This window comes from Martinezella rhizogenes, assembly GCF_000799715.1.
GTDB lineage: Bacteria > Pseudomonadota > Alphaproteobacteria > Rhizobiales > Rhizobiaceae > Rhizobium > Rhizobium rhizogenes_C.
The window spans coordinates 282,066-301,307 of sequence record NZ_JUHG01000019.1; the positions used below are offsets into that span (position 1 = coordinate 282,066).

Sequence of the window (19,242 nt, forward strand, 5' to 3'; positions counted from 1 at the left end):
TCGCGCGTTATGGTCGGGTCCAGGGGTCTTTTACCGCTTTAGATGCGATTTGTCGCAATTATATGTGGGGGATTACAAGAATGCCAGGGCGACACGTCAAGGGGCTGGCGTGTTGCCGAGGGTGCCATGAGATAAATGGATAAGTCGAAGGGCTCGTATGTTAGGGATCTGGTGCCGCTTTAGTCCAATCAATAATGGCTTGAGGGAAGGATCGTCCGATGGTTGAGAAGAAAGAAAAAACTCTACGTTGAAATAAAGGGGCGCGCCTTCGAGGAAGCGGTGTCGCCGATCGAGAGCGATTTTGAATTACGTGTCAGTGTCCCGCAATTATATTATTTACGTTTACCCAGTCGAAGCGCGGAGATGCTGATATGACTGAACCACAAAAAGAAACGGGTCGCCGTCGTTTATCGAGAAACGAGAAAATAAGGCGCGTTCTGTATTTTTTGATATTCTATATTGTTTGTTTTATTATTGCTTCTCCATTCGATAGTGAATGGGTATCAGCTGTATTCATATGTCTAGTTGTTGGCGTCGGTATTGGTGAGCTCAATGGTATAAGTATATTTAATTTTCTGTCGCGACGCCGTGATCAGGATAATCACAACATGAAATAGAGGGTATCTGAATGTTACTTTCAGGGTCAAACGACGTATCTGGAAATTTCAATAATGGATCCGATTCGTCGCATGGTTTCAATGATCCAAATACTCTGGGTAGTGTAGGGAATTTTACGTCCGGTATCTCTGCGGCATTGACCGGATTGAACAATTATTTCGACAGACTTGCTAAAAATCTGCCTGATCTTGAGATGGAGATCGGTTCTTATTCAACAGTCATGTCGCGATCCGCAATGGCTATCGGCATCTTAGGTGGCTACCTAGATTATAGATCCTTCAAGGCAGTGGGCTATAGTGAGAACCAAAGCCGTGCGTTGGCATCGGGATCTTTTTTAGCAAGTGCGGGCGCCGGCTATGTGGTTGGAGCAATTGTCGGCGCGATTGTGGGAGAAACTGCAGCAGCGCTGTTTGCCGGGCCGATCATAGTCGGAGCTGCATCATTCTTAGTCGGCTATGGTATCAGTTATGAAGTTCATAGCTGGTTTCCTGGAACGCCGCTCGTGGCTCCAGTTCAATCTCCGATATCGGTCGTGGCGCCGGCACCGGTTGCCGCTAATGGTGTGACGGGTACGCCCTTTGTCCCCACCATCACTTCACCTCCTGTGCCCGGCAGAATTTTGACCCCGGATGATCTTGCTCCTAGTGCATTTGGAAGAACAGGTTACGGCGGCTCGCAGTCAACCGGCGGTGCTAGTGGCGGTGGTGCTAGCGGCGGCGGCCACTACGACGGCGATCCCGATGCAGAGGGCGATGGATCCGGAAACAATTCAGCTGGTGGCCCATCGGGTAGAGGCGGGACACATTCAAGTGGCAATGGCACGCATTCTGGAGCGACAAGCACCGGTAACCGGGGAGTAAATGGTGGTTCGCCGTATGGCGACAGCCCATCAAGCAGCGAAACTGAGCCACGCGACTATGTGAGTATTGTAACGGGAAAAAGTTATTCATTGAGCGACGTCAAGAATAACGTCGACGGTATTAGAGATAGTATGAAGGCTTACGATGCCGCCCATCCCGATGCCGATGCCGATGCCGATCCTGATGCTGATCCGGATGGCAATCCAGTCCTTCTTGATCTTTCTGGCAACGGCCTGAATGTCAACACGCTCGCCAGCTCGTCTCAGTTTGTGAATGTCAACGGCGACGGCTACCAGCACCGGACGGCTTGGGCAGGCAATGGCACCGGCGTCCTGGTGTTCGACGGCGACGGCGACGGCAAGATTAGCAGCTCGAAGGAATTCGAGTTCACGCAATGGGATTCGACGGCGACGGGCGATCTCGAAGCGATCAAGGATGTTTTCGATACAAACGGCAACGGCCAGCTCGATGCCGGCGATGCGCAGTGGTCGAAGTTCAAGGTCAGTGTCAGCGGCCAGCTCGTATCGCTGGCATCGCTTGGCATCACCTCGATCGACCTGACGCCGAAGGGCAGCGGCCAGACCTTCAGCGACAGCTCAGCGATTACCGGCACCACAACCTATACCAAGTCCGATGGCACCACCGGGGTGGTCGGCGACGCAGTTCTTGCCAGTGATTCCAACGGCTATATCGTCAAGTCGACAGTTGTCACCAATACCGACCAGTCGAAGACGAACACCATACAGGCCTATAATGCCGATGGCAGCCTGGCTTTCCAGGATCTGGTGACCACCAGCGCTGACGGCAACAGCGTCACGACCAAGTTCGACGATGACGGCAACGGTACCTACGATCGCTCGCAGACCGATGTGACGACGGTCGCCTCAACGGGCGTCCGCACCCGTATTGTCTCGAACTTCAATGCTGACGGCTCGCTTCTCAACAGCACGACGACGGTGACGAGCGCCGATCACCTGACGATAACAACGACCGTCGATCAGGACGGCGACGGCCAGGGAGATCAGAGCCAGAGTTTCGTGACGAATGCCGACGGTTCGACGGCCACCACAACGAAGACACTGAGCGCGTCCGGCGCTGTGTTGAGCCAGGTGTTGGTGCAGTCGAGCGTCGACGGACTTACGAAGACGACCAAGACGGATGTCAATGGTGACGGCATCTATGATGATGTCGCTTCCGACATCACCCTTGTTGCCAGCGATGGTTCGCGCACCAGGGCGGTGAAGGATAGCAGCGCCAACGGTACGCTTCTGTCGAACATTACGACCGCTACCAGTGCCGACCGCCACACCAGGACCGTCACCAGCGATCTCGATGGCAATGGCACGGTGGATAAGCGCGACCAGACGCTAACCACGATTGCCGCCAACGGCGATGTGACCACCGTGGTCACGACGACCAATGGCGATAACTCGGCGCGCAGTAAAGCTACGACGGTTGCCGCGGCGAGCGGCTTGTCGACCACGGTATCGACGGATGTGACAGGCGACGGCATCGCAGATTTCGCTCATTCCGATGTGACGACGATCGGCTCCGATGGTTCGCGCACGGAAACGGTGCAGCAGACGAGCGCCAGCGGCGTGCTGCTATCGAAGAGTGTCACGACGACCAGCGCCGACGGCAAGACGAAGACGATCTCGGCCGATACCAATGGCGATGGCGCGGCGGACGCGCTGACGACCATTACGGTTGCGAGCGACGGCACGATCACCGAGACCGACAGCACTCTCAATCCCAACGGAACGCTTGTCGGAAAAGTGCTGACGACGACGAGCGCGGATGGTCTGTCCAAGACGGTGAGCAAGGACGTCAATGGAGACGGCACCTACGATACCGTGACGACGGATGCGATCGTCGCCGCAACGGCCGGCGGCAGAACCGAAACCGTTACGACCAAGAGCGCAAGCGGTGCGGTCATCAGCAAGACGGTGACGACGACATCGGCCGACAGCCTGACACAGACCGTGCAGACGGATGTCAATGGCGACGGCACGTTCGATCAGACTTCTTCCGACGTCATCGTACTCGGCTCCACCGGCACGCGTCAGGAAACCGTCGCAACGAAGAGCAGCAACGGTACGCTGGAAAGCCAGACCGTTACGCTGGTCAGCGCCGACCGCAAGACCACCACAGTCACCACCGACGGCAATGGGGATGGGCACACCGATAGCACAAGCGTGCAGGTCGTTGCCTCCAGTGGCAGCCAGACCACGACGACGACCGCAACAAGCGCCGATGGCGTCCTGCATGCGAAGACGGCCGTCACTGTCAGCGCCGATGGCCTGACCACGACCACGGCCGACGACGTCAACGGTGATGGCGTCAACGACGTGACCACCGTCGATCAGACGGTCATCAATGCCGATGGCAGCCGCACGGAGACCGTGACGGACAAGAGCAATACCGGCGTCCTGCTCGACAAGGTGACGACAGTGACCTCCGGCAATGGTCTGTCGACAACGATCCAGAAGGATCTCAACGGCGACGGCGTCTTCGACACCAAGACGACAAAGGTAACGACGCTCAACAGCGACGGATCGACCTTGATCACCACGACTGATTACGCGGGGACAACCGCGATCGATCAGACCAAGGTCACGACGAGTGCCAACGGCCTCGTCACCAAGACGGAGTATAATTACGACGGCAACACCACACGCGACCGGGTTGCGACATCGACGAAGACGCTCAACGCCGATGGTTCGACGTCCGAGGTCGACACGGTGACCACCAGCGCCGGTGCATTGCTGTCGAAGACGACGAACACCGCGACCGCCGATGGCAAGACCACCACCAGCCAGGTCGATATCGACGGTGACGGCATACTCGATATCAAGGCCACGACGGCCATCGATGCGACAGGCCAGACGACGAAGACGGTGGCGATCTACAAAGCCGGCACGACGACGCTGAGCAACCGCGCCGTCACAGTGACGTCCGCCAACGGCCTGTCGACGAAGACGAGTTCGGATCTCAATGGCGACGGAGTGTATGAGCAGGTCGTTTCGGACGCCACGACGCTGTTTGCCAGCGGCGACCGCAGAGAGGCTGTCGCCCGATCCAGCAATACCGCACCGATCGAGCAATCAAGCGTCACGACATCCGCCAATGGATTGGCCAAGACAACGGTCGTTTCCAACGATGTAGCTGGTGCGGCTGCCCGCAACGAGATCTATCGCCTTTATCGGGCTATTTTGGGCCGCGATCCCGACGCCACCGGTTTTGCCACCTTTACGGCGGACTTCAATTCCGGAACATCGACAGTTCAGATTGCCACCACTCTGCTTGGCTCTCCCGAATTCGCGCAGAAATACGGCACGCTCACCGATCTCCAATTTGCCAATCTGATGTACCAGAATGCCCTTGGACGGGCGCCGGAAGCGGGTGCCGCCGAGGCATGGGTGAGTGCGATAGCGGCTGGGACCACGCGAGCGTCGCTTGCCCAGCAGGCCGCTGATTCACCGGAAGGGCTAGCGCATACAGCGAGCGGGGCTCAGACGTGGGCGCTTAGCAATCCAGATGTCGTTCTCTCCGAGGTCAGGAGGACCAGATACCTCACGACGCTCAACGCGGATGGTTCCACGACCGAGGACGTCACCAACACAGGGCTGGTTGCGAACAAGACGACTACAACGACAAGCGCCGACAAGAAGATCACCACGGTAACGTTCGACATCGACGGCAATGGCGTGGTGGACCAGAAGTCGGTGACGACCCGCAACGACGATGGTAGCGTGCGGCTGGCCTTGTCTGATCTCACGAGTACGGGTGCGATCTCTCATACAAAAACGATCATCACGAGTGCCGATGGCCTTAGCCAGACCACCAACTACGATACCGATGGGAATGGTGTCACCAACAAGAGCATTCTGGACACCGTGGTGCTCAACGCGGACGGCAGCAAGATCGTCGTAGAGCGTATCGACGTTGCCGATAGCAATGGCAATTTGGTCCGTAAGGCGACGACCGAGACGGATACCTCCGCCGACGGACTGTCCGTTGTCACAAAGTGGGATCAGACCGGCTCCGGCACGTTTACCAAGAGCCAGGCAGACGTCACAGTGCTCAATGCCGATGGATCTAAGACGGAGACCGTGAGCTATCTCACGGGGACGACGCTTACCAGCCGATACCTGACCAAGACCAGCGCCAATGGCCTGTCGATCACCACACAGTCGGATCTGACAGGTTCCGGCACCTATGGTGAGACTTCGACCGACGTGTCTGCGATCAATGCCGATGGCACCAAGACACGCACTGTGTCCAGCACCAAGGCCGATGGCACGGTGATCTCCAAGTTCGTGACGACGACGAACGCCGATGGCGAGATCGTCTCGACCAGCGAGCAACGCACGGGGCTTGCGACACAGACCGTCAGCGACACGATCGAGATCCTGGCCGACGGCGCAACCCGCGAGACCATCGCCACGACGGACGCCTCGGCCAAGCTGATTGACAAGACGATCACACTCACCAGCGCTGACAAGCAGACAGTGACGATCGACCGCGATGCCAATGGCGATGGCGTTGTCGATCAGCACCAGCAGTCGGTGACAGCGGATTCCGGCGTCGTAACGCTGACCGTCACCGACTACAAGGCCACCGGCGTCAAGGCGGACAGCTCGACCACGACGACGACGGCCAATGGCCTGCAGACCACGACGGACTGGGATCTCGATGGAAATGGGACGCTCGATCGCCACCGCGTCGAGGTCGATACCAACAATGCCGATGGCAGCCGGACGAGCGTTATCTCCGACACGGATCTGCCCACGGCGAAGCTGGCGACGAAGACGACGATCCAGCAGTCGTCGGACGGCATGGTACGTACGACCTCGAAGGATGTTGACGGCGACGGCACAGTCGACCAGGTGGAAACGCTGACGGCGGATACGACCGCCGCAACGGTGTCAATTGTGACCAACAACGCCACGGCACAGAAAGCGACCTATCTGCTCGCTGGCAAGGTCTATTGGAAGCAGGCGATCGCTGCCAAGGTCGAGACGGACAGTTCCGCCGACGGTCATACCAAGACGGTCAAATACGACTACGACGGCAACAGCACGTTCGAAGTGGTCATGCAGTCGCAGCTTCAGGTCGATGGCTCGTCGGTGACGACCGTCACGGAAACCAACGCCAGCGGTGCCGTCATCGCTAAAGGCACGATCACGGCTAGCACAGATGGGCTGATCACAACGCTCAGCAAAGACTCCACCAATGACGGCGTGATCGACCATACGGAGACCTCCGTCACGCATGCGGACGGTTCGGTTACGCTAACGAAGGTCGATCTCAATGCCAGTAGTGTTGTCACGCAGACGGTTGTCGATACGGTCTCGGCGATGGGCAGCCTGACGCTGCGGGTTACCAGCGACGGTCAGGGACGCAAGACGTCGCAAGTTGCGATCTCCAGTGACGGGACCTCCGTCACCACGACCTATGATGGCCCCAGCGGTCAGACGCTCAGCGTCGTCAATGCCAACAAGGCGGGCATCGTCACCAGTGCTATCCTCTATGATCCGCTGAACGCCAATCCTTGGACGCGCGTCGAGCAGTCTTTCGATGCGACTGGCAAGAAGACGCTTGAGAAGCAGTTCAATGACGATGGCACGCGAGTAGAAATCACCTTCTACACGGCGACCGGCTCCCAACAGCATGTCGATTACTTCAACGGTGCTGGAGTGAAATCCAACGCTGTCGACTACGACGTGACCAATTCAAACGACTGGACACGCGTGGAATACAGCTACGATGTGAGCGGGACTGGGAAAATGACCCAGGAGATCATCTACCATGATGATCAATCAAGGAACGTCTACAGCTATGATGTGGCGAATACCCAGGGTTGGTCGACCTACGTCCAGGTTTATAATGCCGCTGGACAGCTTTATCATGTCGAACAAGACAATGATGACGGTACCAAATCGGCTACCTCGTATTACACTCCGACGGGCGCTCAGCAGCATATCGACTATTATAATGCCGCTGGGCAATGGACAGGCACTATCGACTTCGATGTGACCAACGCGCAGTCGTGGAGCCGGCTTGACAATAATCTCGATCCGGCAAGCAGCCAGGTGGTATCTCAGACGGTCTACTACGACGATGGTACCCGCGGCGTAAACTATTGGGATCGGTCCAATGCTCAGTCATGGTCGACGATCAACGAGATGTATAACACCGCCGGGCAAATGACCAACCGCAATGTCAACTACGATGACGGCAGCAAGGTGCTCTATGCCTACGACGTGACGAATGCACAGCCTTGGTCTTCTCTTGCCAATGTCTACACGACCGCTGGTCAACTCATCGAGGAGAATGTCTATAGTGACGCTGCCGGTAGCCTGACGAGAACCACGCACGATGTGAACAATAATCAAGGCTGGACAACACTCGTTCAGAACTTCGTGAACAACGTCATTCACACCGCCACCTCGTATAATGACGACGGAAGCTACACGAATTACCAATATGACAGTTCGGGTAACAACACCGCCTGGGAGCGCTATGCGTATCAAGGCGGTGGAGGCCAGACCAATCTGGTGATGGTCGATCAATGGCCTGCGCCGCATTATGGACATGGCCCGGTGCTGCTGGATCTGAATGGCGATAATCATATAGACTTGCGACCGCTCGATCTCACAACCTTGGCGACCGGCTCGTCTGTCACCTTTGACTGGAATGGCGACGGGGCCCGCGACGGAACAGCCTGGGTCGGTCCCCAGGACGGCTTCCTGGCCATTGATCTCGCTAGCGGCGGTCAGGCTGGCGCGGACGGCGTCATCGATCAATCGAAGGAACTGGCATTTTCCGAATGGGCAACGCCGGACCAAGTGACGGCGAACGGTGGATCTGTGTCCGACCTCGATGGCCTGCGGTTGGTGTTCGACAGCAACCACGACAACGTGCTCGACGCCAGTGATGACCGCTGGAGCGAGTTCCGTGTCTGGCGCGACGCCAACCAGAACGGCGTCACCGACACCGGTGAACTCGAGACCATGTCGGAAGCCGGCATCAAGCTGATCAACCTGCTGCCTTCGACGGATGGAAGCCAATCCTTCTCCGATGGGTCTTCCATCACCGGAACAAGCTCGTACCAGATGACCGATGGCACCACCAAATATCTTGCCGCGGATGCAACGCTCGTGTCGCAGCCGGCAATTCCGCAGCAGAATGCAGCGTGACTATTGTTCGATCGAAACCGACATGCCGGCCAAGGCAGGTTTGGCATGTCGATCAATAATCCTCAATTCCTCGGTGTCGGCTCCTGGTTGGTTGCAATCCAGGAGCCAGCCGTGTCGCTACCAAGCAAATGAGATCAGAATGAAAAACTATCAGACGATTTTTGCAGCAGTTTCCATGGCCATTATTTCGATGCCGGCGAGTGCCGCACCCGTCACGACCAAGGGCGGTTATGAGTACGACAAAAATATGCTGAGCGATCCTGCGGCTCTTAACTGGAACATCGAGCAATGTAGCCATAACGGCATCGCTCAGAATGCTCAGGAGAAGCTCGCGAAGCTAATGAACGTTGAGCCATCCGATGTTCGTCACGAATACTGCCGCCGTATCCTCACCGCCTATGCCAAGGGAGCCATCCCCTACGACGATTATGTTCAGTTCGCTCAAAGTCACGTTATGAGCGCGAGCATTGCAAAGGCTCTGCGGATCGCGGGTTCGCGTCCGACAAAGCCGCAGAACCAGCGCGATAAACTTTCCGGCTTTCACTAAATGGCCTGCTGCAAAGGAATTGATATGCTTAAGTCATTGACCCTCCCCTTGATCCTGTTGGGTGCCGGTGTGGCATTGTCAGGTTGTGTAACGAGCAACGCCGATGGAATTCGACAGATTAAAAACCATCGATTTGCAGTGAGTGGTGAACGCACCGAGATAGGGCGTGATTGGAGCCTAAACCCTGATTGCACTTTACGGGGAAATCCTTCCGTTCGGGTGTTGCAAGCGCCCAAGCACGGTAAGCTTGCGATCGTAAGGGAGGATGTTTTTCCCTACTGGAAGAACGGAAAGTGCAATTCAAAAAAAGTTGTCGGTAATGCGCAGTATTATACGTCCGACAGAGGGTTTACCGGCACCGATAGTGCCACTACTCGGCACTCCTACGCAAATGGCTTCGTCCAGGATGTGACGGCCGAAATCAAGGTCGTCAAGTGACGCTGATCGATCGGTGATGCGACTCGTATCTCCGTGAGATCTAGCAGCTATCCATCCGGCAAATCGGTCTCTGACCAGGTATAAGGAAAACTGAAGTATGAGAATTCCGGCTCTGGCTTTTGCTTCCGCCCTCATCGCCATATCGACGTCCGGATGTGCAACCACCTCTGCAGACGGCGTGGCGGCTGTGAGCCATGATAAGATTGCAAAAAGTGGCCAGCGCGACCGCGTTGGCCACGCTTGGCACATCAACCCAGATTGCAGTGTAACGCGCCGCCCGACCGTTCGCGTGGTTGAGCCGCCGGCGCATGGCAAGTTGGCGCTCATTGAGGAACAGGAGGTGTTAGACGAGGCGAAAGGTCGATTTGCCAAATGCAACTCGTTGAAGCTGTCCATGATTGGCTATTATTACCAATCGACTTCGGCCTACATCGGAGCCGATCGGTTTGTAGTCCGTGTTTCGTTCGGAAACGGGAGCGTCAAAGATAGTATTATCAACATTCAGGTCCAGAAATAGCTCCGCGGCGCCGCGATTAACGTAGTCGAGCCGACCATATGGACCAAACAATCACTATTTCCCCAGATCCGCCTCCGCTCTCTTCCGAGGACGCAGCAAAACGTCCGGATAGCGGTTTGGCGGCGATCGCGGCGATTGCTGGCTACTTCCGCATCGCCTCCAATCCCGATGTCCTCGCCCGCGATCTTGCACTGTCAAAGGCGTCCAGACGCAATGATCTCCTACGCGCAGCGAAGCTCGTCGGATTGAAGGCAAAGCACGTCGAGATCCAGAGCGACGCTCGTCTTACGACGCTTCCCACGCCCGCTATCGCCTGCCTGACCGACGGCAACTTCGCCGTCTTCGGCGGAGTAACCCCGGACGGGACCTATCGGGTTATCGATCCGGTCGATTTCTCCAGCCGCAATCTCGGTGCCCATGAGCTGCTCGCCGAGACGGCCGGGCATTTCATCCTGTTGCAGCGGCGTCTGTCCGGCCCTGGCGGATTCAGCGGCAATTTCGGGTTTCGATGGTTTCTGCCGTCGATCTGGCGCTATCGCCATGCCTTCGGTCATGTCCTGCTTGCCTCGCTGATCGTGCAGATCTTCGCGCTCGTCACGCCGCTGTTCTTCCAGGTGGTGGTCGACAAGGTTTTGGCCCATCGCAGCTATTCGACGCTGATCGTCCTGGTGGTCGGCCTTGCCGCCGTCGGCCTGTTCGATGTGGTGCTGCAATATCTTCGAACCTACGCGTTGTCGCATACGACCAACCGCATCGATGTCGAGCTCGGACGGCGGCTGTTCCGGCATATGCTGAACCTGCCGCTCTCCTATTTCGAGACGCGGGCAACGGGCCAGACGATCGCCCGCGTTCGGGAGTTGGAAACGATCCGCAATTTCCTGACAGGGCAAGGGCTGTTCTCCGGCCTCGACCTGATCTTTACCGTCGTCTTCATCTTCGTGCTGTTTTCCTATTCCTCGAAGCTTGCCTGGATCGTCGTCGCATCGATCCCCTTCTATCTGGCGATCGGCTTTCTGGTGCGGCCGTTTCTGAAGGAGAAGATCGACGAGAAGTTCGAACGGGGCGCCTATAGCCAGCAGCTACTCGTCGAGACCGTCGTCGGCGTCCAGACGCTGAAGGCTTCTGCCGTCGAGCCGGTCGTCGCAGCGCAATGGGAAGAGCGGCTGGCCGGCTACGTGCAATCCTCCTTTGCCACGACCATGCTGGCCGCCAAGGGCCAGAACGCCATCCAGTATGTCAACAAGATCACGTCTGCGGCACTGCTGTTGTTCGGCGCCCAGGCGGTCATCAATGGCGAACTGACAGTGGGAGCGCTGGTAGCCTTCAACATGATTGCCGGCCAGGTCTCACAGCCGATCCTGCGCCTGTCGCAGCTCTGGCAGGATTTCCAGCAGGTACAAGTGTCGGTGGCCCGCCTCGCCGACATTCTCAATGCTCCACCGGAGCCACGCCCAGAAGTCTCCGTCAGCCTGCCGAAGCCGCGCGGCGCTATCGCCTTCAAGGGTGTGAACTTCCGCTACACCGCCGATGGCCCAGAAGTGCTGCGCGATATCTCCCTGTCGGTCCGGCCGGGCGAGGTGATCGGCATCGTTGGGCCATCCGGCTCCGGCAAATCCACCCTCACCAAGCTGGTCCAGCGCTTTTATAGTCCGAACCGCGGCCAGGTCTTCGTCGATGGACAGGATATAGCCCAGGTCGATCCCGCCTGGGTGCGGTCCAATATCGGCGTCGTGCTGCAGGAGAACATGCTGTTCAACCGGACGATCCACGACAACATCTGTCTGGTCAATCCGTCCATGTCACGCGCCGCCGCCATTCAGATGGCCCGCCTGTCGGGGGCGGAGGAGTTCATCGCCAAGCTACCGAAAGGCTACGATACGCTGATTGAGGAACGCGGAGCCAACCTTTCGGGTGGCCAGCGTCAACGATTGGCGATCGCGCGTGCGCTGGCGACCAATCCGCCGATGCTGATCCTCGACGAGGCGACCAGCGCGCTGGACTACGAGAGCGAGCGCATCATCCTCGCCAACATGCGCGAGATCGTCAAAGGCAGGACGGTTATCATCATCGCCCACCGCCTGGCGACCGTCAGGCATTGCGACCGCATCATCGGCATGAAGGATGGCCGTATCGTCGAAGAAGGCACGCATGACACCCTGCTTGCCCGCCCGAACGGCCTCTATGCCCATCTCTGGCAATTGCAGTCTGGGCTCAACCAGCCATGAACCAGGTGGTCAAGCCCCCGAAACGTCCAGGCAGGCCGCAACGGCGCACGAAGGTCGAGAACGAATTCCTGCCGGCGGCTCTGGAGATCCTCGAGACGCCGGCTTCTCCGATCCGCACGGCCTTCATCTGGTTCATCGCCGTCGTGGTCGGCAGTACGCTGCTGTGGAGCTATCTCGGCACCTTTGACATCGTTTCGACGGCACAGGGCAAGATCCAGCCGACGGGACGCGTCAAGGTCATCCAGTCGATCGAGGTCGGCAAGACCAGGTCCATTCCGGTCACCAACGGCTCGCACGTCAAGGCCGGCGACATTGTCGTTCAGCTCGACGATACCGAGTTTAAGTCGGATGAAGAAGCCATCGTGGTCAATCTCCAGGCCTACCGGGGCGAGATGATCCGTCGCAAGGCAGTTCTGGCAACCGTCGAGCAGTGGCGAAACCATGGCATATGGGCAATCGGGAAGGCAATTTCTGAAGCTCCGCTGGCCTTCGCAGGCGATACGCCGGTCAGCATCCGCGACCGGGAGCAATCTATTTATCGAGCCGACCTGTCGCAGCTTGCGTCCAGCATTACCAATCTTGCCGCACAGCACACTCAGCAGCAGGCAACCGTCGCCCGACTGCAGCAGACCATGACGGCGCAGAAGAGGCTGGTCGACACTCTCAACGAGCGGGTTGCCATCCGCTCGGCTCTGGTGGATCAGTCGGCCGGTTCTAAGTCCGGTGTCATCGATGCGCAGGAGACGAGCCAGAAGGAAGAGGCGACGCTTGCCGAAGAAACTGGCCAGCTCGAAGAGGCCAAGGCTTCGCTTTCTGTGACATCAAGCGATGGCGAGAAGACGGTTCAAACCTTTGTGGCAGACAATGTCCAGAAGGCCGGCGATGCATCGCGTCAGGCCGACGAACTCGACCGGCAATTTGTCAAGGCACGCAATCGGCGAGAAGCCATGACGATCGCCACCCCGATCGATGGCACGGTGCAATCGTCCTCGATCAATACCGTCGGGCAAGTCGTGACGACTGGCGTCGAGCTCATGCGCATCGTGCCAGAGAATTCGGCGCTGGAGATCGAAGCCTATCTCCCGAACAGCGATATCGGCTTCGTATCGATCGGACAGACCGCGGTGGTCAAGGTCGAGGCGTTTCCATTCACGCGTTACGGCGTGGTCCATGGCCGTGTGACGGCGGTTGCGACTGACGCTATCCCTGAACCGGATGCCAATCAGCTCGAGGGTGATCCGACAAAGCAGCTGCAGGCGACCGTGCCGACGACGAATGTACAGCGGGTTCAGAACCTGGTCTTCCCCGTAACCATCAAGCTCGATAACAGCACTATGAATGTCGACGGCCATTCGGTCCCGCTGTCTGCGGGGATGGCGGCCACCGCCGAGATCAAGACCGGCAAACGCCGGATCCTGGAATATCTGTTCTCGCCCATCGTCGAGGTCACCTCGCAGTCTATGCAGGAGCGATGAGGTGCTTTTAAAGAGGTACGTCACCAAGATGTTTGACCAAGACAGCATTTTGCTCGAGAGCTTCGTTGTGGACGCAAAGGTGCCGCGGAAAACGGAATTCGCCTACGACACGGGTAGGCTGTTATGGCTAGCCTTTATGGCGCAAGTCATTGCGGCCGCTATTGCAGGTAGCGCATTTCTACCCGATAGGCCTGGGCACCCACACCTGAGCGCAATTTTCTGTTGGCCACTTGCAGCCCTTATCAGCCTTCTTGGGCTCGCCTTGTTAATCAAGGCAACTCGAGGCAAGCCGGGGCTCATCATATCGCCGGACGGGATCTACACCGAAACCTATTTCGACGAAACAATACCTTGGCGATCTGTCCGCAATATCCGCAGATATCAGCGTAAACGTACCGATCAAGTGTATGTCGATCTGGATCCAATTGTGGCACGAACCTTGACGAGGCGTGGATTTGTGCGCTGGCTACCTAGAGCTTTGCAAGGGCAAGCAACCCCAGCCGTCATTTCCTTGAAGCTGCTTCGGGCTGATCCAGACTGGATCTATAATCGGTGCCTTGAATTTCTGGCTAAGGATCGTGAGGAGCAATCACTGGCGGACGACGACCACGCTGTAGCCTCCCAGGCCGACCAGTATGTAGAACCGGTCTTCAGCTTGAAGGGGCACCCGCTCTTCACCTACGGCCTCACCGCCATTCTGATCGTTGTCTATGTCGCGGAGCTTAAATTCGGTGTTGTTCCGCCAAACGAGGGTGCACCAAGCACCCAGACGCTATTAGTGCTCGGTGGGACGTTCCGTCAAAGGATCCTGCTGTATGGTGAGTGGTGGAGATTGGTGACGGCTGCCTTGCTCCATGGCAGTATAATGCATCTCATCTTCAATTGCTTTGCGCTTTGGCGGGCTGGTATCCTGCTGGAACGGCTCATCGGTTGGCGCTGGTTTGCCGGGCTCTTTTGCATCAGTGCCATTGGTGGGTCCGTGGCGTCGCTTTTGATCAACCCTTCCAACATGGTTGGCGTGGGCGCCTCCGGTGGCATCATCGGCCTGTTTGCAGCGGTGGTCGTTGCAAGCTTTCATTTCCCGTCCGGTCCATTGCCATCCATCCTGCGGATAGGAGCAATCCAAATCCTGGTACCCTCATTGCTGCCGTTCCTCGCCCAGACGGCCGATGGCATGCAGATCGACTACGCCGCTCATCTGGGGGGAGCACTCGCCGGCGGAGCGGTTTCTCTGGCCCTGCTTAAGGTTTGGCCACGCCAGCGGTTTCATCCTCGTTTGGGCACGGCGGCTCTCGTTGGCAGCATTGCATTCGCTGTCGTCGCACTCGGTTCGATTTGGCCCGTCAGCCAGCTCCGCGCTGGCTATATCGCGGATCCATTCGTGCAATATTTTCAGGGGCAATATCAGCTGGCGGCTGACGACTTCGCAGCAAGGGTAACGCTGAACCCGGAAGCGGCTCCCTATTATCATCTATGGCGCTTCCTCGCCCAGACACGGGGTAATGATAGTCGGGCAGCAACTGACCTTGGTGTCGAGGCAGGCAAGCTGGATGAAGGCAAATGGCCTTATCCAGTCTATCAGCTTTTCCTTGGAGAGCTGAAACCGGAAGAAGTTACCGCAAAGGCTACCAATAGCGACAGTCTTTGTGAGGCTATATTCTATATCGGTGAATGGCATCTCTTACGCGGGGAGCCTGTTGAGGCAACTCAAAAGTTCAAAGCCGCCCTCTTATCCTGCCCGAGCACTTTCATGGAGTATAAGGGCGCAGGGGGTGAGTTAGGTCGGCTTGAAAGACAAAAGACCTGAGGATCGGACGACGGGTTGGCGAGTTACGCCGTGATTCGATTGAAGGATGATCTGCGCGGCTGTTTGCATGTACCGATGGTTCGTTTGTCGCCGCATCGCTAATCGGTATTGACGGTCAATGCCGTTGATGAGGAGGCCACTGAATTTTGGCGGCGCGGTTTCTCGCCCTTGAGGGATGCCCGCTTGATCCTGATCCGCTCAATGCCGATATTGCTGCTTGGCTGGCGATAGCCAAGCATGAGCAAAGTTTGTCGAATGCGCGGTTGAATTAAATTATGCGTAAGCAATCATAGATTGTGCTTCGTAACTAGAAATTATGGAACTTTTATCTCTATTCCACCGGCGGCGACCTTGCGCCAACGTCGTTCGGTTCTGTCGCGTCCGCCAGGGTCAGTCGACCAGATGCCTACGGTGTGTCGTTAGATGGGCCGGCTCTTCCTATGTCGCAGCGACGCCGCGTCTCCTGACAAGCAGGATCAATGCGGCAATAAACAGCGTGCTTGCAATAAAAAGGAAAGCGGCTGCCGCGATTGCCGGGCTGATATTGTCCCGGATCGTCGAGAACATCTGCCGCGCCAGCGTCCGCTGGTTCGGTCCTGCCACGAAGAGGGTCAACACGACCTCATCAAGCGAGGTTGCGAAGGCGAGGACGGCGCCTGACAATACGCCGGGCATGGCAAGTGGCAAGGTGACCCGGCGAAACACCACCGAGGGAGATGCACCAAGACTTGCGGCTGCAAGTTCCACCTTCCGGTCTATGCCGGACAGCGACCCGGTCACGCTGACGATCACGAACGGGATGGAAACAACCGTATGGGCGATGATGACCGCAAGATAGGTGTTTGCCAGACCGATGTGGGCAATCAGGATCTGCATGCCAATCCCGAGAACGACAGCGGGCACCACCATGGGCAGCATGAACAGCGTGCGGACCAACCCGCCAATCAACGGCCAGCGGCGACGCAACCCTAGGGAGGCAAGGACCCCGAGAACGGTGGCCAGAATTGTTGTTCCCGCGCCGATGATCAGGCTGTTGATAATGCCGCGCTGCCATGCCGGCGCCGTGAGCAGTTCGACGAACCAGCGAAGCGAGAACGACGGGATGGGATAGATCAGGAGCGCGCTGGAGGTGAAGGCCAGCGGCAGAATGACGAGAAGCGGGATGACTAGAAACGCGGCCATCAGGCAAGCGAAAAGGAGCTGGACGATCTTTGCCGGCATCAGACGTTCCTTTCCCGCGGCGCAACAAGGCGATCGTAGACCGCATAAAGAACGATGGTGACGGCCAGAAGGACGATGCCAAGTGCGCTCGCCATTCCCCAGTTGCCGGAATTCGAGGCGTGGAAGGCGATGAAGGAGCTGATCATCTGGTCCCCGGCTCCGCCGATCAGCGCCGGCGTGATGTAGTAGCCGATCGCCGACATGAAAACGAGAAGTGAGCCGGCGGCAATACCATTGAAACTCAGGGGGAGCAGGACGCGCAGGAAGGCTCTGATCGGATGGGCGCCGAGGGAAGCCGCCGCAGGCATGAGGTTCCGGGGAATTGTCAGCAGCACGCTATAGATCGGCAGAACCATCAGCGGCAACAGCACATGGGTCATCGCGATGATCACACCGCTGCGGTTGAAGATCAGCGAGAGGGGGGAGGAAATGATGCCGAGTGACATCAGCGCATCGTTGATGAGACCCTTTTCCTGCAGAAGAATGAACCACGCGGCGGTGCGCACCAGCAGAGATGTCCACAGGGGCAGCAGCACCGCCGCCAGCAGCACCTGCTTTTTCCAGCCGGTGGCAATGGTGATCAGCAGCGCAAAGGGATAACCCAGCATCAGGCAGCAGGCCGTCACGACAGCGCAGATCCAGAAGGTTCGTGCAAAGACGGCCCGATTGATCGTATGCTCGGGGGGCTGGGAAATGATATCGCCAGCGTCATTGCGCATCAGATCCACGGATGCGAGGAGATAGCGATCCGTCGTCGGAGAAAGGGCGTCGGTAATTGCCTTCCAGTATTGCGGCTGGCCCCATTTCCTGTCGAGCGCGATAAGATCGATCGGACCATCCCTCTGTTCCCCTGCGGCCTTGATCGTCTTGCTCATCAGTGTCCGAAAGCCGGGCTGCGCACTGTTGAGCCGCCGGACCATGTCCCCCATCGCCTGGTCGTCAGTGACGCTGCGAAGATCGGTGACGAATGCCAGCTGCAAGGTGGTGTCCGGTGCCGATTTTCCGTCCCAGTCCGCTGCAACTAGCGCGGTTCGGGGTAGAAGGCGCAGCACGGCGTTGTCGGAGACCGACTGCGTGAGGACCATGACAATCGGCCATAGGAAAAACAGGCAGATAAACAGCAAAAGCGGCAGGACCAAAAGCACGGGACCGCATCTGCGCAAGACACTTCCGGCCCTCATGCGCGGATCACCTTGCAGTCGTCCGGGCTGAAGGATGCCGTGACTTTCGCACCTCTCGCCGGCTCCGTGGACTTGCGATCCAGACGCGCAACATAGGACGCGCCGTTGGCCCCGGTCAGCTGGATCCGCAAATGGTCTCCCTGATACACGCAGTCGGCGACAGTGGCGTCCATGTGGTTACAGGAACCGTCCCGTTCGCTGCCGTCGCCAAGCACGATGCGCTCGGGTCTCAGCGAAGCCGAAACGGCGGCGCCGGGTACCTTGTCGCTAGCCGCGGCAATCCGGATCGTGCTTCCGTCCGCCGTCCGGATAGCCGTCGAGCCGTCATCGGACGCCGTGACGACGCCTTCGATCAGGTTGGTCTCTCCAATGAACTCGGCGACGAAGCGGGTCTGCGGTTCATCATAGATCTGCCGGGGCGTGCCAATCTGCTCGATCTTGCCCTTGTTGAAAACGGCAATACGATCCGACATCGTCAAGGCTTCACCCTGATCGTGGGTTACGAAGACGATGGTCAGGCCGAGGCTTTGATGCAGGGCGCGGATATCGAGCTGCATCTGCTCGCGAAGGTTCTTGTCGAGAGCGCCGAGCGGCTCGTCCATCAGCAGAACCCGGGGTTCGAACACCAATGCACGCGCCAGCGCGACACGCTGTTGCTGGCCGCCGGAGAGTTGCGAAGGTTTGCGGTCGATCAAGGCCGAAAGCTGCACCATGTCGAGTGCCCGTTTGACCCTGTCGGTGATCTCGGCCTTGGGTACGCCGCGCATCTGAAGCGGGAAGGCGACATTCAATCCGACCGTCATATGCGGAAACAGCGCGTAGTTTTGGAAGACGACGCCCATGTCACGCTTGTGCGAGGGAAGATCGTTCACACGGTAGCCATCGACGAAGATCTCGCCCTCGGTGGCCGTCTCGAAGCCTGCAAGCATCATCAGCAAGGTCGTCTTGCCGGAACCGGAAGGCCCCAGAAGGCTAACGAACTCACCCTTTTCTATGTCCAGCCGCAGCTTGTCGACGACGCACAAAGGGCCGTAATATTTACTGACGCCATCGAAGCGTATGCGCAACTCAGCCAAGATTCGTTTCCTCTTTCGCATGGATGGTCATGGCTGCATGCTCAGGGACGGCATGCGCATGACTTCGTCATGTCA

General features: G+C 57.8%; 11 protein-coding genes. 8 read left to right on the forward strand and 3 right to left on the reverse strand.

Annotation, left to right across the window (positions count from 1 at the left end; all coding sequences use genetic code 11):
• Positions 1-371 precede the first annotated feature (371 nt).
• The 8 genes from EX00_RS31600 (at position 372) to EX00_RS29155 (ending at position 15,689) form a co-directional block, all read left to right on the forward strand.
• Positions 372-617, forward strand: coding sequence for a hypothetical protein (locus EX00_RS31600; protein ID WP_155294153.1), 246 nt, complete (start codon positions 372-374; stop codon positions 615-617).
• A gap of 992 nt (positions 618-1,609) precedes the next feature.
• Positions 1,610-8,680 carry a DUF4214 domain-containing protein gene (locus tag EX00_RS29125; RefSeq protein ID WP_080761354.1) on the forward strand — a complete coding sequence of 2,357 codons (7,071 nt, stop codon included), beginning with the start codon at positions 1,610-1,612 and terminating at the stop codon, positions 8,678-8,680.
• A 139-nt stretch (positions 8,681-8,819) separates the two neighbouring features.
• Positions 8,820-9,227 (forward strand): hypothetical protein, encoded by a 408-nt coding sequence (locus EX00_RS29130; RefSeq protein ID WP_234709140.1) that lies wholly within the window; start codon positions 8,820-8,822, stop codon positions 9,225-9,227.
• A 24-nt stretch (positions 9,228-9,251) separates the two neighbouring features.
• On the forward strand, positions 9,252-9,665 hold the full coding sequence (locus EX00_RS29135; RefSeq protein ID WP_052211018.1) for a hypothetical protein: 414 nt from the start codon (positions 9,252-9,254) through the stop codon (positions 9,663-9,665).
• 97 nt (positions 9,666-9,762) lie between these two features.
• Positions 9,763-10,182, forward strand: coding sequence for a hypothetical protein (locus EX00_RS29140; RefSeq protein WP_047465661.1), 420 nt, complete (start codon positions 9,763-9,765; stop codon positions 10,180-10,182).
• Positions 10,183-10,220: 38 nt separating this feature from the next.
• Positions 10,221-12,407 carry a type I secretion system permease/ATPase gene (locus tag EX00_RS29145; protein WP_047465664.1) on the forward strand — a complete coding sequence of 729 codons (2,187 nt, stop codon included), beginning with the start codon at positions 10,221-10,223 and terminating at the stop codon, positions 12,405-12,407.
• Complete coding sequence (locus EX00_RS29150; RefSeq protein ID WP_047465666.1) at positions 12,404-13,882, forward strand: HlyD family type I secretion periplasmic adaptor subunit; 1,479 nt, start codon at positions 12,404-12,406, stop codon at positions 13,880-13,882. The genes EX00_RS29145 and EX00_RS29150 overlap by 4 nt, the downstream gene beginning before the upstream one ends.
• Positions 13,883-13,910: 28 nt before the next feature.
• Positions 13,911-15,689: a rhomboid family intramembrane serine protease gene (locus tag EX00_RS29155; RefSeq protein WP_052211028.1), complete on the forward strand. Its 1,779-nt coding sequence runs from the start codon at positions 13,911-13,913 to the stop codon at positions 15,687-15,689.
• Positions 15,690-16,127: 438 nt separating this feature from the next.
• Here EX00_RS29155 and EX00_RS29160 read toward each other — a convergent pair whose 3' ends face one another.
• From EX00_RS29160 to EX00_RS29170, 3 genes are read right to left on the reverse strand one after another with little or no spacing between them, the layout of a single operon-like run.
• The gene (locus EX00_RS29160) at positions 16,128-16,910 is read right to left on the reverse strand and encodes an ABC transporter permease (RefSeq protein WP_047465669.1); all 783 of its coding nucleotides are present in this window, start codon (positions 16,908-16,910) and stop codon (positions 16,128-16,130) included.
• Positions 16,910-18,091: an ABC transporter permease gene (locus EX00_RS29165; protein ID WP_047465672.1), complete on the reverse strand. Its 1,182-nt coding sequence runs from the start codon at positions 18,089-18,091 to the stop codon at positions 16,910-16,912. Before EX00_RS29165 ends, EX00_RS29160 begins: the two co-directional genes overlap by 1 nt.
• Positions 18,088-19,167: an ABC transporter ATP-binding protein gene (locus EX00_RS29170; protein ID WP_047465675.1), complete on the reverse strand. Its 1,080-nt coding sequence runs from the start codon at positions 19,165-19,167 to the stop codon at positions 18,088-18,090. Before EX00_RS29170 ends, EX00_RS29165 begins: the two co-directional genes overlap by 4 nt.
• Positions 19,168-19,242 lie beyond the last annotated feature (75 nt).